The 20,713-nt window shown below is 53.9% G+C and carries 23 protein-coding genes; 9 read left to right on the top strand and 14 right to left on the bottom strand.

Annotated elements, in window-relative coordinates; all coding sequences use genetic code 11:
• Window positions 1-103: 103 nt before the first annotated feature.
• Entirely contained in the window at window positions 104-1,066 is a 963-nt protein-coding gene (locus MKX63_RS24985; protein ID WP_341020928.1) for an acetylxylan esterase, read from the bottom strand.
• A 121-nt stretch (window positions 1,067-1,187) separates the two neighbouring features.
• On the opposite strand from MKX63_RS24985, the gene MKX63_RS24980 reads away from it, so the two are divergent.
• Together MKX63_RS24980 and MKX63_RS24975 are read left to right on the top strand one after the other, a co-directional pair.
• Entirely contained in the window at window positions 1,188-2,003 is an 816-nt protein-coding gene (locus tag MKX63_RS24980; RefSeq protein ID WP_341020926.1) for a sugar phosphate isomerase/epimerase family protein, read from the top strand.
• A gap of 126 nt (window positions 2,004-2,129) precedes the next feature.
• The gene (locus MKX63_RS24975) at window positions 2,130-3,212 is read left to right on the top strand and encodes a glycosyltransferase family 4 protein (protein WP_341020924.1); all 1,083 of its coding nucleotides are present in this window, start codon (window positions 2,130-2,132) and stop codon (window positions 3,210-3,212) included.
• Window positions 3,213-3,325: 113 nt separating this feature from the next.
• Here the strand turns inward: MKX63_RS24975 and MKX63_RS24970 are convergent, their stop codons facing one another.
• From MKX63_RS24970 to MKX63_RS24955, 4 genes are all read right to left on the bottom strand, one after another.
• Window positions 3,326-4,558 (bottom strand): exo-alpha-sialidase, encoded by a 1,233-nt coding sequence (locus MKX63_RS24970; protein WP_341020923.1) that lies wholly within the window; start codon window positions 4,556-4,558, stop codon window positions 3,326-3,328.
• A 16-nt stretch (window positions 4,559-4,574) separates the two neighbouring features.
• The gene (locus tag MKX63_RS24965) at window positions 4,575-4,946 is read right to left on the bottom strand and encodes a hypothetical protein (RefSeq protein WP_341020922.1); all 372 of its coding nucleotides are present in this window, start codon (window positions 4,944-4,946) and stop codon (window positions 4,575-4,577) included.
• 171 nt (window positions 4,947-5,117) lie between these two features.
• Window positions 5,118-5,519, bottom strand: coding sequence for a hypothetical protein (locus MKX63_RS24960; protein ID WP_341020920.1), 402 nt, complete (start codon window positions 5,517-5,519; stop codon window positions 5,118-5,120).
• Window positions 5,520-5,522: 3 nt separating this feature from the next.
• Window positions 5,523-5,927 carry a hypothetical protein gene (locus MKX63_RS24955; RefSeq protein WP_341020917.1) on the bottom strand — a complete coding sequence of 135 codons (405 nt, stop codon included), beginning with the start codon at window positions 5,925-5,927 and terminating at the stop codon, window positions 5,523-5,525.
• A gap of 156 nt (window positions 5,928-6,083) precedes the next feature.
• Here MKX63_RS24955 and MKX63_RS24950 point away from each other — a divergent pair, with 156 nt between their 5' ends.
• The gene (locus MKX63_RS24950) at window positions 6,084-6,848 is read left to right on the top strand and encodes an SGNH/GDSL hydrolase family protein (protein ID WP_341020915.1); all 765 of its coding nucleotides are present in this window, start codon (window positions 6,084-6,086) and stop codon (window positions 6,846-6,848) included.
• Between the two features lie 50 nt (window positions 6,849-6,898).
• On the opposite strand, the gene MKX63_RS24945 is transcribed toward MKX63_RS24950, so the two are convergent.
• Entirely contained in the window at window positions 6,899-7,996 is a 1,098-nt protein-coding gene (locus tag MKX63_RS24945; RefSeq protein WP_341020913.1) for a glycosyltransferase family 2 protein, read from the bottom strand.
• A 185-nt stretch (window positions 7,997-8,181) separates the two neighbouring features.
• On the opposite strand from MKX63_RS24945, the gene thiD reads away from it, so the two are divergent.
• Entirely contained in the window at window positions 8,182-8,994 is an 813-nt protein-coding gene (gene thiD, locus MKX63_RS24940; protein WP_341020911.1) for a bifunctional hydroxymethylpyrimidine kinase/phosphomethylpyrimidine kinase, read from the top strand.
• 117 nt (window positions 8,995-9,111) lie between these two features.
• Here thiD and MKX63_RS24935 read toward each other — a convergent pair whose 3' ends face one another.
• The 3 genes from MKX63_RS24935 to MKX63_RS24925 all read right to left on the bottom strand — a co-directional run bounded on the left by MKX63_RS24935 (window position 9,112) and on the right by MKX63_RS24925 (window position 11,490).
• Window positions 9,112-10,017 carry a hypothetical protein gene (locus tag MKX63_RS24935; RefSeq protein WP_341020909.1) on the bottom strand — a complete coding sequence of 302 codons (906 nt, stop codon included), beginning with the start codon at window positions 10,015-10,017 and terminating at the stop codon, window positions 9,112-9,114.
• A 74-nt stretch (window positions 10,018-10,091) separates the two neighbouring features.
• A complete protein-coding gene (locus MKX63_RS24930; RefSeq protein ID WP_341020907.1) occupies window positions 10,092-10,622 on the bottom strand; it encodes a GNAT family N-acetyltransferase in 531 nt (176 codons plus the stop codon).
• Between the two features lie 46 nt (window positions 10,623-10,668).
• Window positions 10,669-11,490 (bottom strand): AraC family transcriptional regulator, encoded by an 822-nt coding sequence (locus MKX63_RS24925; RefSeq protein WP_341020904.1) that lies wholly within the window; start codon window positions 11,488-11,490, stop codon window positions 10,669-10,671.
• A 135-nt stretch (window positions 11,491-11,625) separates the two neighbouring features.
• Between MKX63_RS24925 and MKX63_RS24920 the strand changes: the two genes are divergently transcribed.
• The 5 genes from MKX63_RS24920 to MKX63_RS24900 all read left to right on the top strand — a co-directional run bounded on the left by MKX63_RS24920 (window position 11,626) and on the right by MKX63_RS24900 (window position 17,860).
• Window positions 11,626-14,739 carry a glycoside hydrolase family 2 TIM barrel-domain containing protein gene (locus MKX63_RS24920; protein WP_341020901.1) on the top strand — a complete coding sequence of 1,038 codons (3,114 nt, stop codon included), beginning with the start codon at window positions 11,626-11,628 and terminating at the stop codon, window positions 14,737-14,739.
• 163 nt (window positions 14,740-14,902) lie between these two features.
• Window positions 14,903-15,877, top strand: a complete 975-nt coding sequence (locus tag MKX63_RS24915) for a phosphotransferase (protein WP_341020899.1) — start codon at window positions 14,903-14,905, stop codon at window positions 15,875-15,877.
• A gap of 159 nt (window positions 15,878-16,036) precedes the next feature.
• Window positions 16,037-16,531 carry an RNA polymerase sigma factor gene (locus MKX63_RS24910; protein WP_341020897.1) on the top strand — a complete coding sequence of 165 codons (495 nt, stop codon included), beginning with the start codon at window positions 16,037-16,039 and terminating at the stop codon, window positions 16,529-16,531.
• Window positions 16,528-17,493, top strand: a complete 966-nt coding sequence (locus MKX63_RS24905; RefSeq protein ID WP_341020896.1) for a hypothetical protein — start codon at window positions 16,528-16,530, stop codon at window positions 17,491-17,493. The genes MKX63_RS24910 and MKX63_RS24905 overlap by 4 nt, the downstream gene beginning before the upstream one ends.
• A gap of 94 nt (window positions 17,494-17,587) precedes the next feature.
• Window positions 17,588-17,860 carry a hypothetical protein gene (locus tag MKX63_RS24900; RefSeq protein ID WP_341020895.1) on the top strand — a complete coding sequence of 91 codons (273 nt, stop codon included), beginning with the start codon at window positions 17,588-17,590 and terminating at the stop codon, window positions 17,858-17,860.
• Here MKX63_RS24900 and MKX63_RS24895 read toward each other — a convergent pair.
• The 5 genes from MKX63_RS24895 to MKX63_RS24875 form a co-directional block, all read right to left on the bottom strand.
• On the bottom strand, window positions 17,852-18,388 hold the full coding sequence (locus MKX63_RS24895) for an AAA family ATPase (RefSeq protein ID WP_341020893.1): 537 nt from the start codon (window positions 18,386-18,388) through the stop codon (window positions 17,852-17,854). The two genes, MKX63_RS24900 and MKX63_RS24895, sit on opposite strands and share 9 nt — an antisense overlap.
• Window positions 18,385-18,840 carry a hypothetical protein gene (locus tag MKX63_RS24890; RefSeq protein ID WP_341020890.1) on the bottom strand — a complete coding sequence of 152 codons (456 nt, stop codon included), beginning with the start codon at window positions 18,838-18,840 and terminating at the stop codon, window positions 18,385-18,387. Before MKX63_RS24890 ends, MKX63_RS24895 begins: the two co-directional genes overlap by 4 nt.
• A 101-nt stretch (window positions 18,841-18,941) precedes the next feature.
• The gene (locus MKX63_RS24885; RefSeq protein WP_341020887.1) at window positions 18,942-19,670 is read right to left on the bottom strand and encodes a CD3324 family protein; all 729 of its coding nucleotides are present in this window, start codon (window positions 19,668-19,670) and stop codon (window positions 18,942-18,944) included.
• Between the two features lie 23 nt (window positions 19,671-19,693).
• Window positions 19,694-20,233 (bottom strand): hypothetical protein, encoded by a 540-nt coding sequence (locus tag MKX63_RS24880; RefSeq protein WP_341020885.1) that lies wholly within the window; start codon window positions 20,231-20,233, stop codon window positions 19,694-19,696.
• A complete protein-coding gene (locus tag MKX63_RS24875; RefSeq protein WP_341020883.1) occupies window positions 20,230-20,649 on the bottom strand; it encodes a MerR family transcriptional regulator in 420 nt (139 codons plus the stop codon). The genes MKX63_RS24880 and MKX63_RS24875 overlap by 4 nt, the downstream gene beginning before the upstream one ends.
• Between the last annotated feature and the right edge of the window lie 64 nt (window positions 20,650-20,713).

Here is a 20,713-nt window from a genome sequence, read left to right as displayed (position 1 = left end):
CCCTCCCGGTGATTAGACTGCCTATCCATGGCCTCGCACCAACCCTTACTATATCTTCACACCATTCCCTTGCTGCTAATCACTGTGGCCTATACAGCTTCACTCAGGAACCCAGATGCTTCTGGAAGAACAATGCCGTCTGTCTGCGCTGGAATTCGCTCACCTCATGTCCGGAGAACGGATAATCATTAATCTCTTTAGGCGACTCTATCCGGTTATACGCGGCATAGATCGTCTCCGGCATACATACTGTATCCTTCCAGCCTACGGACATCTGAACAGGAACGGTGAAGCGGTGAGCCAGATTAACAATGTCGAAAAAGGCCAGATTCTCAAACACCCGCTCCAGATGCTCAGGATAGCGCTTCAGGTAATCCGCAATCTCTGTGAGTGAGCTGGTGGAGTTCAGCACTCCGAAATCCAGCCGGCACAGATTAGGAATGTCTGCGGCCACCGCCGCCACGCGGCGGCTGAGCGCCCCTGCCAACAGCGCGATCCCTCCGCCCTGGCTGGCCCCATTAATCGCAATACGCGCCGGGTCAACCCCTGGCAGCTGTGCAGCCGTCTCGATGGCCCGAACTGTATCTATAGCTAACGCCAGATAATAGGATTGCTCCTTCTCCAGCAGCCCCTGGCTGATCCAGCCTTTGACTACACCGTGCTCCTGCGGCAGCAGATTGCCGGTCTCGCCCAGCTGCCCGCGTACATCTACGGCCAGGACAGTGTAGCCAAGCAGCAAGAAATGTGCATAACGCTCAGGGTATCCCCGGTCTCCGGTGTAACCTGGAAAGGTCACAATACACGGCCGGTCTCCCGTGCCCTCTGTATCACCGGCAGGCTGGATATACCAGGCATTGATCGTAGTCTCCCCATAGCTCATATAGCTGACCTTACTCACCTTCATGCCCGGATATGGGGTCTCTTCAGGGGTGATCGTCACCTCCAGCGGCTGCTCCTCATCTTCTGCGAGCAGATCATTCCAGAATTCATCAATCGTCTCCCGGTCCATTGTCGGCTCCGGACGGCAGTTCTCCAGCTCTTGCTTACGCACTTCTATTGCATTCATCACTATTCCTCCTGTGTTCCATGCACTCTTTAACCCTTGCATGTCTATGTAAGCGTCATTAATATTATAGATATAAATTCATAGAATTCCAAAGGAGTTGTTTATTATTCGTTACGGAACGTTGGCGCATACTGCCGGCTGCCTGCCGCTTAAGGAATTAACTGCCGCTCTTCAGACCTACAATATTGATTTCGTACAGCTTGCTCTGTCCAAAGCCATACAGGATATCGACCTCTCCCCGGGCAAGCTGAGTCCCGGACTTGCTTCCTATATCGCTGAGCAATTCGACAGGGCCGGTATCCGCATCGGCGTGCTTGGCTGCTACATCAATCCGATTCATCCCGATCCTGCGGTCCGCCGGGCGGAGATTGACCGCTTCAAGGAGCATCTGCGCTATGCCCGCCTGTTCGGTGCCCCTATGGTCGCCACGGAGACGGGAGCACTTACGACCTTCCAGGAGCTCGCCCCTTACCGCTATGAGGAGCTCGGCTGGGATGCCCTTAAGGCAACGGTCGAGGAACTGGCAGAGGAGGCGGAGAAGTGGGGAGTATTCTTAGGGCTTGAAGGCGTCAGTACCCATACCCTGTCCTCTCCGGCCAAAATGCGGCGCATCCTCGACGAGGTGCCCTCCAGCTCCATCGGTGTCGTATTCGATCCGTGCAACCTGATCGGTGAAGAGGTTCATCTTCAGGATGAGATCATCGATCAATCCTTCAGTCTGTTCGGCGACCGGATTATCCTCGCCCATCTTAAAGGAATCTACGAGGACAGCGGACGCATTCGTCACGGCGCTCCCGGGGCCGGGCTGTTCCACACCGCTGAGTTCCTGGACAAGCTTGAGGCGCATAAGCCGATGATCGATGTCTCGCTTGAGGATGTCACTAGCCTGGAGATCCAAAACTGCGTGAACCTGCTGCGCAACCTCCGCAATTCGTGATTTTAAGGCCATAACCCCATTTCCTCCAAAAGTACCGCTTAGCGGTACTTTTCGCTTTTCACTGAATAAAATAGTATACCTATCGCATTGTTGCAGGGCGATTGTGCAGAAAGGAAGGGATCACAGATGCGGTTCACTTTCCCCATTCTTACCTTATGCCATGGCGGGGCGCAACGCATGCTCGTGGAGCTAACGAACGGTCTTACGGCCCGGGGCCACCAGGTTGTGATTGTTATGCCGCTGGGAGGGGATGTTTCCTATGACGTCCGTTCCACTCTGCTGATTACTGACTACACGCTGCTCCGTGAATCCGATTTTCCGGTCAGCGATATCATCGTCTCCAACTTCTACACTACGGTTCCGGCCTCACAGGCAGCCAGTCTGAACGGCAAAGGCATGCATATCCGCCTCTCCTTGTGCTATGAACCTCTTTTTTTGCCGCAGAGCGAGATATCCTTCCCCTCCTACCATATTACTGACAAACTCATTGTCCTCTCCAAATGGCAGCAGGAGTTGATTAAGCTGGGACACGGAATCAGCGGAAGCATTGTGCCGGTAGGGATCAGCGCTTCATTCCGAAACATGAATATCCGCAAGGAGCTTCAGGAGCCGCTGAACATAACAGCGATCCTGCGCAAGGTGGAGAACGGGTTCTCCTGGCACCGCGAGCAGGATTATCTGGTGAATCAGCTGGATATCGTGAAGCAGCACTTCCCGTGGGTCAATATCAATTTCATCAGTCCGCCGGATGAATGCTTCAGTTCCGAATCCCTGAGAAGAATGATGGACAGCGGCAAATACCGCTTCTTCACCCCGCTCAATGACGAGGAGCTATGCTATCACTATAACGGGGCTGATATTTTTGTCAGCTCTAGTATTTTCGACACCGGTTCATTGCCAGGACTTGAAGCGATGCGCTGCGGGGCGGCGTTAGTCTCGGTCTATTCGGGAGGAAATCTGGAGTATGCCCGCCATGAGGAGAACTGCCTGTTGTCCTACCGGTATGAGAACCGGCTTGCGGCGGATGTGATGCGGCTTATTCAAGATTCTGTGCTCCGCAATCGGCTCGCCGCGCGCGGTGAGACCGATTCAAAATCATGGACCTGGGAGAACAGTGTTAAAATCCTGGAGCGGACGGCTGCCGCCTTTTTAAGCGGGAACGGTGCGGGGAAAGCGCGTATTGGACGCCCTTTTGCAGAGAACGGATAGGCAGTTAAGAAGAACGAAGATGATAGACCAAGTAGAATAGCAAGGGAAAACAGGCCCGGCTTGGAGGAACCAGCCGGACCTTTTTTTACAAAAAGATACCACTCCCTCCCCGCTCAATTGCCGAAAATAACATCCTGCTTGTTCAGCCGAGTATCATTCCATACCGCTGCCAGCGTATCCGGAAAAATAGTAGCCGCCGTAATATAGTCCCCAATCAGCGCAGTCGGAATCGGAGAATTGCCGTTCGGATTCGTGGATACATCGGAGACTCTCCGGTTCGTGAAGGACAAGCCGCTGTTGATAGACTCCGCTACAAACACATCCAGCAGGAAGCCGTCCAGCCGGTTCGTATAGTAGATTACACGCACCGTCCCCGTGGAAGGCGATACCGTGATTGAAGGCGAGAAATTCTGCGATCCGGACGGAGCCCCTGTAATGCTTACCGGCTGGGACCACAGCAAGCCGTCCGGGGAACGTGAGAAGAAGATATCGGCATAACCCAGCCGGAAATCGTTCCACACCGCATAGACAAAACCCGCAAGGGGGCCGTTCGAGATGTCTGCTCCAAGCGCTAGATTCGTCTGTACGCGGAAGTTGTAATTCGGAACAGGCAGCGGGCTGGGCACGGGAACAGTACTGGCCAGAAAAGTAGCTCCTCGGGTGACCGGGGGACTGAAGCTGACTCCCCCGTCCTGGGAGACACGGATGTAAGCATACTTAGGGCCAGGGCCAAGCTGGATATAGCCCACATAGACCTCGCCCGCCAGTCCGACAATGAGTGCCGCCCGCTCCAGATCTCCCCGGGGATCAGAGATACGCTGCGGCGGCTCCCAGCTAAGCCCCTGATCCACAGAACGCTGGAAAAAGATCGCGGCATTCGTTCCCAAATAGAACAGCGGGGTATAGCCAACGTATGCATTGCCCCGGTACGGGCTGGACGGTGAACGGTCTACAGCAAGGAAGGGTTCGTCATTATGGACGTATAGGCCGTAGCCACGCTGAACGATAACAGGAGGATTGAACGTCAATCCGTTGTCAAAGGTGGTGTACGTTGCAATTGTCCCGTCTTCAAATTCATTGAAAAAGTGGACAGCAACGATAAAGGTATTGGGAAAGGTATAGTCAATGGTCGGCGCTTCCGCGCTCATAAAGCCCGGTGCCTGCGGCAGAATCGTGGAAGACCAGGTGGCCCCGCCGTCCACTGACCGGTAGAAGCCGGTGAGAGCCGTTCCGGTACTAGAATCTACCGCTACCGCACACAGAATATTGGGGTCCAGTTCATTGACCGCAATCGATGGCTCAATATGATTCCCCGGCAATCCTGCTGTAACGTTGACGTTCGCCAACAGACATCACCCCGTTTCAAGTGTTAATGATCGTCAAGCGGTCAATGTATGTAAGTTCTGGTTGAACAATCCGCCCGATACTGTTGCCTGCGGCGTCTAGCAGAAATACATTTACAATCGTGTTCACCGCACTGTAATAGTTAATCTGCACTTCATAGTAGTTCGCAGCGTTTACCGAATACGTCTGGACCACCAGCTGCTGGGGGTTCACTTGAAACAAAGCTTCGCCTACGGCTACCCGTGTGAAATTGCTGCCGAGGAAATGAAAAATCTGCAAATTGATATTAATCGCTACGACAATAGAATCATTCAGGCAGGAAATCTGAATCCGGTCGATATGTGACGTTCCGGCAGGCGGATTATAGACCGCTCCTGTGGTATAGGGCATACATTCCGTGCTCCTTCCATTTTCCTACTTAACCGGTGTCTTCTCCCCCTTCCAAGCCGCAGACTCACTCCAATTCCATGTATATGTATCGCTATATTTGTCCAATGAGAGAATAATAATTCTATAGGTTTGCAGCCAAAAGACCGGGGAGTGTTACTCCCCGGCGTCAGATTAGGATACGGATATGCCCGAGAATACCAGCGGGCCGATGATCACCGGCGGATTCCCGGTACCGATGGCGGACACAACGAGGGCATAGCCGTAATAACCGGCAGGAATGCCGCTGTCTGTAAAGGATAAATGAACGGCTTCATAGCTATCCACGGTCCATGGACTGGATCTTGCCGTGAAGATCTGCACCGCATTCCGTACAATGGTAAAAATCAAATTGGAGGCGCTTGGCGTGTTGTTCTGGAGGCCGATTGTCGCCTCAAGCAGAACCAGACCGTTCGTCCCTACAGACACCCCGAACTGTCCCAGAATCGTGCTGTTAGGTACCCTTCTTACAGGGAGTGAAGCAGATTGGCTGAAGCTGGACGGGACACTTTTACCGAAATCAATGATAGCCGCCATCGCTTACACCAGAGAGAGGCCCGAGAAATCAACAGGACCGATCAGATTAGCAGAATTCAGTGTAGAGGAATTCACTTGTGAAATCGTCAACGTATAAGCGAAATATCCTGACGGAAAGTTAAGATCCACATAAGAGAGACTGAGCGGAGCATATTGGCTCCCGCCGGGTGCCGTTGTCAGCAGGGTAAACACGGGTGTTCCTGAACGCAGGATGGTAAGCAGCAGATTGGGATTGCCCAGCGTAGTCTGAACACCAACCGTGGCATTTAGCAGGACACTCCCGCCCTGTAAGGTGGCAAGCCCGAATTCGGTCAGCGCATAGCTGGAGGGGGACAGAGGAACAGGGATAGTGATTGATTGGCTGAAGCTGGTAATTGCACTTTTGCTGAAATCAATGATTTGCGTCATCAATATGGCCTCCTGGTAACAAATTCCTTCTCCATTATTCTATGGGGAATTCAGGCTGCTGACTGGACTAAGAAACCATGACATCTATACATAGGCACGGCTGCATGTATGGTTTACACTGATTGTATATACACTAGGGTTATCGGAGGCGGGAGCATGAACAAGGATGAGGAGCTGCAAGAGTCCATCGGGTCTCAGTTCAAATATATGGTCAGCGGGGATTCTATCTCCAAGGGCGTTGTGTATGACGAGACAAGAAGCAAGTATGTCATTCTGGAGGATAATTATGTATCTATGCTTCAGGGCAAGCTCAAGGGAGCGATGCGCAATACGGCCAGATTCGGCAATACGCTGATGAAGGGCTTCGGCAATCTGAAGCGGGATGTATTGAAGGAGAAGCCGGATGTGGTGCTGATTGAATACGGCGGCAATGACTGTGACTACCATTGGGGAGAGATTGCGAGCAACCCTGAGGCAGAGCATAGTCCCAAGACGGATTTTCCGGCCTTCGAGCGGATGCTGACGGATATGATTCATTTCCTGAAGAACCAGGGGATCACACCAATCCTGATGAGTCTGCCTCCGCTGAATGCGGACAACTACTTCAAGTGGGTCAGCGGCAACAATCCCGATTCCGAAGTGAACATTATGAAATTCCTCGGCAGCGTCACCAAGATCTACTGGTGGCAGGAGCGTTACAACTCCGCTATCCTCAAGGTCGCCGAGAGTACCAGGACCAAGATTATCGATGTCCGGGGCGCCTTCCTGCAGCAGCCGGATTACACCAAGTTCATCTGCCGGGATGGCATCCACCCTAACCGGGACGGCCACCGGATTATCTACGACAAGGTGCTGGAATTCATCCGTACGAGCGAACCTCAGCTGCTGCTGGAGCCTGCGGCAATGCCTGGACATCCTTAGACAATCAATAAGCGCTCCCCCAGCCTCGGCGGGGGAGCGCTTATTGGTGTTCAGAGCTGCTGCAAGGAGACATATTTGTCGCCCAAAAGCTTCTGGAAGTAATTCCGGTTATACAGCATGCTGGGATGGCCGGGGGAATGAAGCAGCGCAGTCTCATTATACCGGTTAGCCCGTTCATGCTGGCCCAGCCGGTCATAGCAGAGCGCAAGCTGCAGATTCGGAATCCAGGTGGAGAAGGCTTCATTCTTCATCGCCATGGATTCCGCCTGCCTTGGCAGCTGAAGCGCAAGCTCAAACCAGTAGATGGCCGGGTGAAGCTGGCCCTTCTCCAGATGCCAGGTCCCCAGCCGGCAGCAGCCCTCGGCACGCGGAGCATCATATTGCAGCGCACGGGTGACTGCAGTGAAGGCCGCTTCCTTGTCCCCCAGCGCTTCCAGGCATTCAGCCAGCCGCAGGCAGGCCTGAATATTGTCTTCAATCCAGCCCTGCCCGCCGCTGAGGAACTGCTCATAATACCGGCAGGCCTCCCTGTGAATTCCATGGTCCCGCAGCTCATTGGCGAAATAATATTGATCGCGTGCAGAGAAGCTCTCCCCTTCCGCTTCCCTTTTGCGGTAGATCCGCAGATTACGGTCTGTGTACGCTTTATCCTTCTCATGGGTAACACAGACGGCACTTGCCAGCGAAGGGCCGTAGACCTCCAGATATTCATGCACCGGACCGATCCAGCGGAACCCGCACGCCCGGCGGACCAGCCGGTTGCGCCGCAAGGAGGTCGTCACCCTCCCCTCCCCGTCAAAAGCGAGATTATACTGCATATTCACACTGTCCACTTGTTCCGGCAGCGAAGACTTCAGCTCCCTGAACAGCGCCTGATCCTCTTCTCTCAGATAGTCGTCCGCATCCAGCCAGAAGATATAATCCCGGGTCGCCTTGCTGAAGGCATAATTACGGGCAGCGGAGAAATCCTGAGTCCAGGTAAAATCATAAACTGCGGCTCCGAAGGCACCGGCAATCTCCTTGGTGCGGTCTGCCGATCCCGTATCGACAAGGACGATCTCATCGACCAGCCCTTCCACAGATGCCAGGCAGCGGGGCAGGCTCTTCTCCTCATTGCGGACAATCATGCATAAACTGATCTCAATCATGGCAGCCTCCTGAATAAAGAATCCACTAGACTACCATGATATGCAGTGCAGCAACCGGCAAACCCTTGCTCTCACCCAAGGGCTGCGGTGCGTTTTTGGAGCTTATACTTTTTTTGCGGACTAAGCCGATGATTTTTGTTATAATAAGCAGCATACTATCCATATACAAGAAGGGGACGTTACCTTTGTCAAAAATCATTAAGACATTAACCATTGCCGGCAGTGACTCCAGCGGAGGCGCAGGCATTCAGGCAGACCTCAAAACCTTTGAGGAATACGGCACCTACGGCCTTAGTGCCCTGACTACAATTGTAACGATGGACCCTGACCGGGGCTGGCATCATAATGTATACCCTGTCGATGCTGCCATCGTTGCCGAACAGCTCAAGACGATCTTCGCCGGCGGTCCTGTGGATGCCATGAAGACCGGTATGCTCGGCAGTGTAGAGATTGTTAAGGTTACTGAACAGGCCCTGAAGAACAACAAGCAGACCAATGTCGTAATCGATCCGGTTATGGTATGCAAAGGCGAGGATGAAGTACTGAACCCGGAGAGTGCAGATGCCATCCGCGATCTGCTGCTGCCGCTGGCTACGGTGGCTACTCCTAATCTGTTCGAAGCCGGAGTGCTATCCGGTCTTGGCAAGCTGACTACGCTTGATCAGATGAAGGAAGCTGCCCGCCTGATCCATCAGCTCGGCACCCAGAATGTTGTCGTCAAGGGCGGCAAGGCGCTGGGCGGCGACAAGGCGATTGATATCTTCTTCGACGGCAGCGAATACCTCGTTCTGGAGACTGCGAAGATCGAGCCTGCCCATAACCATGGCGCCGGCTGCACCTTCGCCGCAGCGATTACCGGCGGACTGGCTAACGGCTTGCCGGTGAAGGATGCTGTGGTGAAGGCGAAGGATTTCGTATCCGCCGCCATCCGTAACGGATATGCGTTCAATGAATATGTCGGTCCTGTATTCCACGGGGGCTACCGCTTAGAGCAGTAAAGCCCAGCGGAACGTCAACCCAAGTGAACACGTACATTTTTCTCCACACCAAAGGGGTGTCCCAAGCAGCCATTTCATGGCTCTTGGGACACCCCTTCTTTTTACTGTGTATCCTGCTTACTTAACGGGCGGCTCCTCCGCAATATGCTTCACGAACGCCAGCATCTTATCCTTGTCCTTGTCATTCAGAACACCGATAATGATCGATTTCGCATTATAATTGATGGGCAGCTCTGAGATGAATGGGGATTTCAGAATATCTACACCATACAGCTCATTCTTGCCCGTGTCCTCATTGACTCCCCACTGCATCCGGGCATCGTCCGCAGCCAGCTTCCCGTCCGCCGTGATCGACTCCAGATTCTGGAATCCGGTCTGCCCGCCGATCCACTTGACGGTGGCCTCATCCAGCACGAGGATATCCGGCCGGTTCGCCGCCAGCTCCACAACTGCCTTTTGCATATAGTTCATATCCAGCGAGTCAGAGCCGTCGCCCGTTCTGGGCAGATAAGTCATCACCGTCTCCACCCGCTTCCACTGCGGGTAAGCCGCGATGATCGCCTTCTCCAGCTCCTCGGTCTTACCGCTCGTATCCGTGACACCGAAGCTGCCGATGAACATAATCTTCGCATCCACAGGCGGCAGGGAAGCCAGATATTGTCGATGCTGGTAATTGTCATAGAGAGCCTTCCCGCCAAAAATCACCACCAGCAGCCCGATAATGCCAAGGATCACATGTGTTTTGTATAGCCGCATGAAGGTCTCCCACTTGCTCGCTGTACCGGAGAAACGTCCGTACTTGGCAAGCCGCTCATCTTCGGCCTTCTGGATCTCCTGCTCGTCCCAGGTATCCAGAATCAGCTTGTACGCCCGGAAATCAGCTTCGTAGTCTGCGATCTCTTGCTCTGTAGTCAGGGAGCGTCTTCGCTTCAGGAGCAAGTCGAACCGCTTGTTCAGTTCCTCTCTGGTTACGGTTTCAGGTAAGCCTAACTGCACATACGCTTGCTTCAGGTTCTCGTTCACATTGAATTCTCCTTTGATATGGATGATGCCATAATTCTATATTAACAGACTTCACCCTGTATTCTCCACTCGCGCTATAGGCGGACAGCCAGGTCCGGGGTCTCCATCAGCAGGAACTCCATTTCGCTCTCTCCGTGCTGATGCATGAAGCTATGTAAAAAGACGAAGCCTGCCTTCTTATACAAGCGGACTGCCCTCTGATTAAAGGCTGCCACCGACAATCTGAATCGCTCCGCGTCATACGTCCGCTCTGCAAACCTCATCCCCGCCTGCAGGAAAGCCAGTCCATGGCCCTGCCCCGTCAGATCCGGTCTTAACCCCAAGCCGATATCGAGGGCCGTTCCATCGAGGTAGAGTCCGCTCTCTATCCCTTCCCCCACCTGCGCGTTCTGCCCGTAACAGAAGAACCCGATCAACGCTCCGTCCGCAGCAGCTACGCTGAAATAAGAGCCATCCAGCAGCTCCTCGATATCCTCTGCGGCATCAGCCGCATCCAGCATATTGTACAGGGCATATGGCGGCTCATATCTCCAGTTGACGATCTCTCTGGCCGCCGGTTCATCCATTAACCGGATCTGATAACCTCTGCTTTGTCCCAGGATCACTACAACATCCCTCCTCTCTTTGTTTTTTTTCTAATTATAGCAGCCTCTAGTCCAATCCGTGCAGTCCTCTCCACTCTTCCGGCTGCATGCCGGTAATGCGTTTGAAGACGGCGCAGAAATAGCTGACATTCTCGAAGCCTGCCCGCTGCGCGATTTCATAGATCCGCTGCCCCCGGCTGCTGAACATCAGCTGCTTGCTCCGGTTGACCCGCTGCTTGTTAATATAGGCCACCGGCCGTTCACGGACGGTCCGCTGGAACAGCCGGCACAGATACTGCGGCGAGACAGACGCCACCTCGGCCAGCTCCTTCAGCAGCAGCGGACGGTGCAGGTGAAGCTCGATATATTGCAGCACCGGCTTCATCCGTGCAAGCTCGTTGTCCTCATTCGAGGCCGGAAGCAGGCTGCGCTTCAGATCCAGCAGCAGGGCATACAGCAGCTTGGAACGCTCCAGATTGTCCTGCAGCTCATTGCCGGAGGAGAGGGTTAGCATCTCTTCCAGCGGAGCAAGTATGGGCTCTGCCCGCAGGCGTCCAACCCCGGACTCGCGGATTCCGGCGTAGAGCAGCATCTGGGCTGCTTCTCTTCCGTTGAACGAGATCCAGGCCAGCTCCCACTCCCGGCTAAGCGGGGTATAGGAATGGGGAACATCGGGGTAGAGACAGAACAGGTCGCCCGCCTCCGCAAGGTAGGACTTGCCCCTGATATTGACTTCACCTTTCCCGCCGAGGACCTGGTGCAGCTGATAATCCGGGAAGCCCGCAGGCCGGGCCATCTCCCCCTGATGCTCCCAATACCCGATGGTCGTCGCATACAGCGGCAGCAGAAGCATATCTTCCATCTCGCAAAAGATCATCGTGCTATCCATAGCGTTCTCCTTCCAGCTGCAAGCTCGCTTTGATCTGTTGTTTCATATTTTATTATAACTGAAGAAAATCATTATATATACCCAGAACATTTCCCATCCTATAATATGAATATAACAATATAAGGAGATGTTAACTTGCGCAACAAACTCTCATATCAGCAGCCTGCCAACGGATATCCCGAATGGAACAATAATCCTGAGATTTTTCAATTGAACCGTATAGATGCCCATGCCTCCATGATGTCCTTCCCGGAAGCGGCAGACGCCCTTCAAGGAGATAAAGCTTCCTCCTCCCGCTACCAGTCGCTGAACGGAACGTGGAAATTCGCTTTTGCCGAAACACCGGACGCACGGATCAAGGACTTCTATAAGAACGGATACGACGCTGCCGGCTGGGCAGATATCGTCGTTCCTTCCCACTGGCAGTTCCAGGGATATGATTATCCCCAGTACACCAATGTCCGCTATCCTTGGGAAGTGTCCGAGCCGGATCTGAAGCCTCCCTTCGCTCCAACGGTATACAATCCGGTAGGCTCCTATATCCGTTCTTTCAGCGTTCCGCAGGATTGGGACGGACAACCTGTATTCCTCAGCTTCCAAGGTGTGGAATCGGCCTTCTATGTATGGGTGAACGGAGAACTCGCCGGATACAGTGAGGATACCTTCACACCGTCAGAATTCGATATCACTGCCTACTTGCTTCCCGGCGAGAACAAGCTGGCGGTTGAAGTCTATCGCTGGTGTGATGCAAGCTGGCTCGAAGATCAGGACTTCTGGCGTCTGAGCGGAATTTTCCGCGATGTCTATCTCTACACTGCACCTCCGGTAAGGGTAGCCGACTTCTTCGTCCGCACCGTGCTGGACAGGAGCTTCACCGATGCGGAGCTGCAACTCGACCTGATGCTGGAGAACTATTATAACCGGGTCACCTCCGCACACTCCGTAGAAGTACAGCTCTACGATAGCAAGCAGCAGCCGGTATGGGCAGCGCCGGTGTCAGCCGGGTTTGCTTTTGAAGGGGAGGGAACTCAGCTGCTTAAGCTGTCTGCAGCCGTGAAGAACCCGTTGAAATGGAGCGCGGAGAAGCCTAACCTCTACACCCTGCTGATCTCGGTGAAGGACGATCAGGGACAGCTGCTGGAGGCGCTCAGCTGCAAGACGGGCTTCCGGACCTTCGAGATCCAGGACGGCCTGATGAAGATCAACGGCAAACGGATCGTATTCAAGGGAACGAACCGCCATGAATTCTCCTGCGATACCGGCCGTGCGCTCTCCAAGGAAGATATGATCACCGACATCAAGCTGATGAAGCTGCACAATATCAATGCCGTGCGGACCTCCCACTATCCGAACCAATCGGTATGGTACGAGCTGTGCGATGAATATGGTCTCTATGTGATCGATGAGACGAACCTGGAGACACATGGCTCCTGGCAATACGGGCAAAAGGAACTGCATGAGGGCAACGTTCCCGGCAGCCGCCCGGAATGGCGCGCGAACGTCATTGACCGCTGTAACTCCATGATGCAGCGCGACAAGAACCACACGTCCGTCATCATCTGGTCGCTTGGCAATGAATCCTTCGGCGGCGATAACTTCCTGGCCATGTATGACCACTTGAAGCAAGCTGACCCGACCCGTCCGGTGCATTACGAAGGTACTTATCATTACAGACCTTCGGACGCGGCAAGCGATATTGAATCAACGATGTACATCAAGCCGGATGAAGTCGTGGAGTACGCACTCAGTAATCCGAAGAAGCCTTATATTCTATGCGAGTATAGCCATGCCATGGGCAACTCCTGCGGCGGCCTGCATCTGTACACCGAGCTGTTCGACAAATATGACAGCATTCAGGGCGGATTCATCTGGGACTGGGTGGATCAGGCAATCCGCACAACCACTCCTGAAGGCGTGTCTTATCTGGCTTACGGCGGGGATTTCGGGGAGCAGCCGCATGACGGCAACTTCAGCGGCAACGGACTGCTGTTCGCGGACCGTAGTGTGACGCCTAAGCTCTTCGAGGTGAAGAAATGCTACCAGAATATCACCATCACCGCCCTTGATCTGAAAAGCGGAAGCTTCGAAGCCCGCAACCACTTCCTGTTCACGGATCTGGCAGACTATCAGCTGAGATGGTCGCTGGCTCTGAACGGCAAGACGGCCCAGGAAGGACAATTGCCGCTCTCCGCAGCGCCTGGGGAAGCAGCCAGCTTCACGGTTCCGCTGGATCCAGCGCTGCTGGAATCCGATAAGGAAGCTGTGCTTACGGTGTCATTCGTTCAAGAGGGCGCAACCGCCTGGTCTGAGGCCGCGCATGAAATTGCCTGGGAGCAGTTCGTGTTAACCCCGTATATTCCGTCCCGGAGCCCGGAGGTTTCGGGCGGCACCCTGCAAGTGAAGGAGAAGGATGGCTTCCTGTCCTTCGAGGGCAGCGGATTCGCGCTTGCCTTCGAGACAGCAACCGGCGCGCTTGTCTCGCTGAAGTCCTCCGGGAAGGAAGTTCTGCTCGCACCGGCCAGACCTAACTTCTGGAGAGCTGTTACAGACAATGATCTGGGCAATAAGCATCCTGAGCGCTGTGCGGTCTGGAAGGAAGCGTCCTACGCGCGTCAGCTGGCCCGGTTCAGCTGCCGTGTAGAAGGGGGCCTCGGCTTCGTCACCGCCGATTATCTGCTGGGTACACAGCCGCAGTCTACCCTGCGTGTTCATTACGAGATTCGTACAGATGGTTCAGTCGAGATCGTACAGGAGCTTAACCCGGGCAGCAGCACCCTGCCGGAGATCCCGGAATTCGGAATGGTCTTCGAGCTGGACAGCAGCCTGGACACGGTCTCCTGGTATGGCCGCGGGCCGCATGAGAACTATTGGGACCGTAAAGCCGGAGCTCCGCTGGGACTCTACTCAGGCAAGGTCAGTGAGCAGTTCACGGATTACCTCCGCCCTCAGGAATGCGGCAACAAGACGGATGTCCGGTATGCTTCTGTCACTGCAGGACGCGAAGGACACGGCTTGTCTGTGGAAGGTGCAGTCCCACTCGAAGTCAATGCGCTTCCTTGGTCTCCGGCCGAGCTCGAAGCCAGCGACCACGGCTACAAGCTGCCAGCCTCTGACAAGACCGTGCTGCGTGTCAATTATAAGCAAATGGGTGTGGGCGGCGACGACAGCTGGGGTGCGCCAACCCATGAGCAGTTCACCCTGCCGGCTAACCGTCCGTATACCTTCAAGTTCAAGCTGACACTTGTCTAAGCAAGCATAAGATTTTCTGTATAGAGGGCAGTCCGGCAAGCCGTAAATTGGCTGGCCGGACTGCCCTCTTTTTTAAAGAAAGTTTATCTTGATAATCCCCGGAAATCCGGCGAGAATGGAGTCATAATCAGTCTCTTATTCGGTCAGATGAGGAGAAATAGGTATGTCAGACACAGCCGCAAGAATCCGGGATGAAATCCTGGATTCTATGACAGAACGATTCGGGATGCATGTCACTGAAGCGGTCCAGATTGATCAGGGCTTCCTGAATCTGAAGTGGAGACTGGACAGTGATCAGGGCCGTCTATTCGTGAAGCAATACAGCAAGATCCGTTACCCTGAAGCGCTCACCCGCGGACTTGAGGTCTCCTTAAGTCATCAGGACCATCTATACCTGGAAGGCCTTCCTGTTCCGAAATTATTTTCACACGCGGGGAATTATGTCTTGAGAACGCCTTCACAGGAACGGTACGTGCTGATGGCCCTATGTGACGGGCACAGTGTTGCCCCCGGCTCGGCCACAGTGCAGCAGATGTATACGCTGGGCAGAGTAGTCGGCCAGATGCACAAGCTGCTCAATGCGCTGCCTGCTTCTTTGCCGCTGTACTGGGAGGTCCGCAGTCAGGCGTCTATGTTGAGGAATTGGGAGACACGCTATATTCAGGCCACCGCCCGGCAGAGCGAGGATACGATATCGGCGCTTGAGCTGCAGCGGAGGATCATCGACCGGATGGACACCGGCATCTTCGCGGACTGCGGACGGGGCTGGGGACACCGGGATTTGTTCGTGGATAATATCCTCTTCAGCACAGATCAGGTGGCGGCGATCCTGGACTTCGACAGGCTGCATTACGTCTACCCGGAGTTCGATGTAGCCCGGCCGATCCTTTCCTGCGCGCTGTCAGAAGGCGGGATCGGACTGGAACAGGTAAGGGCTTTTGTGACGGGCTACCGTGAACATCTCCCCTTGCCTGCAAGCACCCTCATCCGTTCGCTGAAATTAACCTGGTGGAAGGAAGCCGAATGGATTGCCGTGCCCGGGCAGGATGAATTCCCGCCGCTCGTCCGCTTCCGTCAGGAGAATCAGTGGCTCGCGGCTAACTGGGACCGCTTGAATGATATGTTCGCCGGAATCTGAGGGATCTAAAGAATCTAAAGAATTGGGATAGGGCCATTAATCATGGCCCTTTTTTGCTGTATCCGGGTGAGCTTACGGCAAGCAGAATAAATTCCCGGAAACAAAATGTGACCGGATGCCGTCCTAAAGGGTGTTATAGATAAAGGAGGGCATAACCTCATGCAGCAACCCATGACCCGGCCGGGCCATCCTGTGATGAAAAGCTACGAACAATATGCAGATATGCTATACCGGATTGCCCTGGTTCATCTGGGCAGCCGCCAGGATGCCGAAGAGGCTACGCAGGACACCTTCATCAAGCTGTTGGAGAAGGCTCCCGTATTCAAGGATGACGAACACCAGAAGGCCTGGCTGATCCGGGTCATCACCAATCATTGCAAGAATCTGCTGGGCAGAGGCTGGCGCAAGCGCGAGGTCAAGCTCGAAGGGGTGGAGCCGGTTACGGCCGATAACCCCGAAGAGCTGGCGGTCTTGCAGCTAGTGCTGGCCCTGCCGGTGAAGTATAAGACTGTGATTCATCTGTACTATTACGAGGATTACCCCGTCCAGGAGATCAGCAGAATTCTGCAGATCAGCGAGTCGGCCGTGAAGATGAGACTTCAGCGCGGGCGCCAGCTGTTAAGACTGGAGCTGGAAGGAGCAGAAGCGGAATGAAGGAAGATCAGTTTCGAACCCAATATAAGAAAGCGGTGGATACTATGAGTGCAAGCAGAGAAATGAAGCAAGGCTTAGAAGGTAAAATGGAACAAAGACGCCGTCCGCGTAAAATGGTCTATATTGCAGCAAGCGTGCTGGTTGCTGCCGGAATCGGCTTGGCCGGACCAAGCGTGATGAAGCAGCTGGGCGGAACTGGTTCACCTAATCAAGTGGCCCAGGTCGATCCGGGTACACCAGCTGCGGGCAATGCCGCAGGAGTCGTCATTCCCAAGATCGAGCTGCCGGATAAAAGCTCCGGTGCTGTGGCCGATATGATCGGCCTGGTTGTCTACCAAGGCAATATCTATACCCAGGCGGCGATCCGCATGGAAGCGGCCGATGCGGCTGCACTGCGCGGAGAGAAGCTGGGCCGCACGACCAGCGGGATTGATGAATGGAGCGGTAAGGATGCATATACGGAGCTGGCCTCGAACATTGGGGAGACGGATATCTATGCCGTCAAAGGATATGATTCCGGCTTCCTGGTCATGTCCTATACAGAGGTGGACGGCCAGGTGTTCGCAGAGCTGTTCGAACACACGAACGGGATTACGGTCCATAGCGGTGCCGATCTCATTGGCAAGCTGAACCTGGACGGGCGCATTGCCTCCGCCCAGTGGGAGAGCTTCGACAGCTGGAATAACGGCAAACAGCAATACCTGCCGCTGCCCGAAGGCGCAGCGCTTGACGGGTTCCTGAACGCCCTCATGACCGCCAAGCCCCTATCCGCCGATCCGCTCATGGAGCAAGGCATCTATGACCAAGACGACCGCAAGCTGGTCTATCTCCAGCTTGCGGACAAAACCCGGGTGGAGCTGACCCTGTTCGGCCAGGGACTCGTGCGCTACAGCAATGCTCCGGTATTCTTCGAGGTTGAACCCGGTGCCTTCAAGGCGCTGTGGAGCAGCATGGAGCCTTAAGCCTATGCCGATGCTTACACTCACTGGCCGCTTATAGAGTGAGTTGTTGCACTTCTTGCAGGATTCCTCTGAACCTATTACCGGCTGAAGTACAATGTTGCAATATTGCACAATTTTCGGTATTCAGAGCCAATTAACCCTGGATTTGTTGCCTTTCGTGCAGGATTTCAGCATATACCGTTTGTATTGGGCAGTATTGTTGTATTTCATGCAGGATTCCTCTATACCTGCTACTGGCTATGGAGATTGGGCCTATCCCTCAGCGCAGCAGCATCCGTTGTATTTGGTTTCTCCTAACCAGCAAGCGAAAAGCCATCCGGCGGGATGGCTTTTATCCTTTTATCCGCAACAGCAGCAGTTAACTTAATGTTCCCTGCCTCCATTTCGACCCGATATACTCCTTAATCTGCTCCGCCACACGGGCTGGAGGTGTAGAGGTTGATTCAAAGGTCGGCATCGGCGGATCATAGTCCGTATCGGCATGTTCCAGCAGCCACTGCGCGAATTCCTCGTGCTGCCTGAGCATATCTTCAGTCCAGGTAGCTGCATCCTCCCGGCCCCGCAGGCGGGCATTCCGGGTGGCATCGTCACAATGCAGGTTAATAAAGTGCACTTCGCTGAACGCATCATATACATCGCATTTCTTGGCATCCCAAGGCATCATCGTCCCGCAAATAACCGTTCCTCTCCCCGACAACGCAACGGCACGCGCACAATGAAACAGCACATTATACCGGTCCTGGTACTCCAGCTTCTTTCCCGTGCTTCCGAAATTATCATCATCCGTACTGAACAGCACAAATTCCGGCATCTGCTCCCTCAGCTCGTGCATGACCGTGGTTTTACCTACTCCGCTGGCTCCGGTGATAATGAATAATGGCAACTTGGCAGTCATAGGTCCTCCATCCTCTCTTCACTCAAATATTCCGATATGTACCGCTGATCCGCCTCCGAGCTTGTCCAGAACACCACGGGTGCAAGTGTAATGTTCATCCGGCGCAAGGCCACATTCCGGTGGCGTCCATCATTGATTGCGAACGTCCCGTCAGCATAATTTACAATTAACGGAGGCATATCCCACTTGCTGTAACAGGTTGTCATTGTCTCTACAATACTGAAGAAACGGGCTTGTTCATCTAATGCAGTCAGATACGAGGGCGCACCTTCCTCTATTCCGAACCTCGTAATATCTACAACCACCGGCCCTGTATAGACTCTGGGTTCCAGCAATAATCCGTCTGCCAGCACCACATTCTTCCCGTCATTCCGCAAAAAAAGCTGCACCCACTCGTGGATAGCCCCCCGCCCGGCATATTCCATAGCACAACCAGTTGTCCCGTATATCATCCTGAATGTCTGCCTTTCCTTGTGGGATATCTTCATCATAGCCGTGAGCGCAGCAGGCAGCCTATACCGAAAATAATTTAAGCTGTTTCCGCCATATCTGCTCAGTCCGGTCTGTACATAGCATACTGTTTCAAATATTGCTCATTATCAGCTAATTCCGTCATCCAGACAATGACAGGATATTGGCTTACCCCAGTGCGGTGCAGCGCTTCCAGTAACGAATTACCGCTGTTCAGCTCCATTCTCCCTTGCGCAACCTTCGCGATGAGGGGCGGAGCGGCTTCACCCGCTTGAATCTGTTGGGTCCAGTGCATCACCTTGTGCTCAAAATCCTCCCGGTCCACCCTCCACTTCATCCCGCTCTCGGGGCCGCTCGTTCTGCTCAGCAAGGAGAGCGGAATCCACAGCGGCCCCTCATACGTTCTGTTCATCAGCGCAAGGCCTTCCGAGAAATTCTTGTTGCGGCGGCCGAACAGCACATAGGAATGCACCCACTCCTCCAGCATCCCTGCTTCTGCATACGCTGCGGCGGACGGTGCTGTGGGATCGTAATCCAGTTTGTTGGTGTCCTTTTTGGAGTATACAATACGTTTAATGGTCTCCTGGGACAAATAATATTCCTTCGACAGCTCAGCGATTGGGGTTCCGTGAAGATACTTATTGTAGATCAGCTGATTGCGTCTGACGAGAACCTGGCGGTAGCCCGAAGCCTCCCCCCACGCCTTCTTCTCATCGTCCTGCGGAATATACAGCAGCTTGCCTGCCGCATATTTCTTCACTTCCTTAAGCAGCTTCTCCGGCAAAAGCTCCCCGGCATTCTCATAGTTCATAGGTTCACCTGCCAGTAGATCAATTACAATTCTAGAGCACCTTCCACGCGGTACTTCTTCTCCCATTCCGATACATGGCTGGAGTCCAAGCGAATCAGCTTTGCCGGAGTATATTCGATAGACGTAGACGAATTGGCTCCGCCGCTGTCCGGCAGGAACCGCAGCTCTTTAATTCTGCGTACAACCTCTTCGTCCGTCCGGATCTCAGCCGCCTCTTCCTCGGACACCACCAGCAGCGGAATGTCCTCCCGTACAGTAGTAAACACGCCATTACCGTCTGTGTAAGACAATTCAGCCGCCAGGCTGTACTCCCCGCAGGGAATCGGCTCCCGGGTGAAAATTTCAATGTACAGGTCCGTTACTGCCAGCACCTCTTTAATCTTTATTCTCCCGCTGCCGTCTTCAACAGCACCACTCAGATCAGGGGACCGGTTTAGCCCTTCCGGAAGTATTAACTGTAAGCAGACGTTCTGTCCAGCGCCGGGCGGCATGATCTGAAGCCAGAGATGATTCATCCCTTCCTCATGCTCAATAGCAGATTTTGCAAAACGGATTCTGATCATACCTGTCCCTCCTCTTGAAGTAAACGGGTGACGGCCTCAACCATCTTCTCCTTCAGCACAGGTGAGATCCGCGGGCTAATGGAGAGAATTACATCTTCACTGATGACACGCAGCTCACTGTGGAGCATCTGATCCGACTGGTACAGCCGCAGATTATCCCCGAGCTTGATCACGTCATCCAGTGGCAGCCCCGCCAATTTCTCCTGTGCCGAGGCCAGCGTCTCGCCGCTCTTGGACAATACAAGGATAGCGCGCAGATAATGCAGATGATTGTCGGTGTACACCCTTTTGTTCCCGGCCAGCTCAAGCGGCGGCAGCATTCCAATCTGCGTATAGTACCTGACCGTCCGCAGATTCATCTGCGGATCTTCATTCTGTAATACCTCAGCCACTTGCTTCGCAGTGTAGGTATTCATGTGACTCTCCTTCCTTGCGGAACAATAGTTACAGTTAACTGTGTTGGTTACAGTTTAGTGTAAC

The organism is Paenibacillus sp. FSL R7-0179 (genome assembly GCF_038002265.1).
Classification (GTDB): Bacteria; Bacillota; Bacilli; order Paenibacillales; family Paenibacillaceae; genus Paenibacillus_AQ.
This window is presented reverse-complemented; position numbering and strand designations above follow the sequence as displayed.

Bases quoted from the DNA above. Each gene is read 5' to 3' on its own strand.
- MKX63_RS24945 (WP_341020913.1), bottom strand. From the start codon at position 7,996: ATGATTGAGATCAGTTTATGCATGATTGTCCGCAATGAGGAGAAGAGC.
- MKX63_RS24875 (WP_341020883.1), bottom strand. From the start codon at position 20,649: ATGAATACCTACACTGCGAAGCAAGTGGCTGAGGTATTACAGAATGAA.
- MKX63_RS24890 (WP_341020890.1), bottom strand. From the start codon at position 18,840: ATGATATACGGGACAACTGGTTGTGCTATGGAATATGCCGGGCGGGGG.
- MKX63_RS24910 (WP_341020897.1), top strand. From the start codon at position 16,037: ATGCAGCAACCCATGACCCGGCCGGGCCATCCTGTGATGAAAAGCTAC.
- MKX63_RS24905 (WP_341020896.1), top strand. From the start codon at position 16,528: ATGAAGGAAGATCAGTTTCGAACCCAATATAAGAAAGCGGTGGATACT.
- MKX63_RS24965 (WP_341020922.1), bottom strand. From the start codon at position 4,946: ATGCCCTATACCACAGGAGCGGTCTATAATCCGCCTGCCGGAACGTCA.
- MKX63_RS24925 (WP_341020904.1), bottom strand. From the start codon at position 11,490: ATGGATAGCACGATGATCTTTTGCGAGATGGAAGATATGCTTCTGCTG.
- MKX63_RS24895 (WP_341020893.1), bottom strand. From the start codon at position 18,388: ATGACTGCCAAGTTGCCATTATTCATTATCACCGGAGCCAGCGGAGTA.
- MKX63_RS24885 (WP_341020887.1), bottom strand. From the start codon at position 19,670: ATGAACTATGAGAATGCCGGGGAGCTTTTGCCGGAGAAGCTGCTTAAG.
- MKX63_RS24900 (WP_341020895.1), top strand. From the start codon at position 17,588: ATGTTGCAATATTGCACAATTTTCGGTATTCAGAGCCAATTAACCCTG.
- MKX63_RS24915 (WP_341020899.1), top strand. From the start codon at position 14,903: ATGTCAGACACAGCCGCAAGAATCCGGGATGAAATCCTGGATTCTATG.
- MKX63_RS24955 (WP_341020917.1), bottom strand. From the start codon at position 5,927: ATGACGCAAATCATTGATTTCAGCAAAAGTGCAATTACCAGCTTCAGC.
- MKX63_RS24985 (WP_341020928.1), bottom strand. From the start codon at position 1,066: ATGAATGCAATAGAAGTGCGTAAGCAAGAGCTGGAGAACTGCCGTCCG.
- MKX63_RS24975 (WP_341020924.1), top strand. From the start codon at position 2,130: ATGCGGTTCACTTTCCCCATTCTTACCTTATGCCATGGCGGGGCGCAA.
- MKX63_RS24950 (WP_341020915.1), top strand. From the start codon at position 6,084: ATGAACAAGGATGAGGAGCTGCAAGAGTCCATCGGGTCTCAGTTCAAA.
- MKX63_RS24880 (WP_341020885.1), bottom strand. From the start codon at position 20,233: ATGATCAGAATCCGTTTTGCAAAATCTGCTATTGAGCATGAGGAAGGG.
- MKX63_RS24960 (WP_341020920.1), bottom strand. From the start codon at position 5,519: ATGGCGGCTATCATTGATTTCGGTAAAAGTGTCCCGTCCAGCTTCAGC.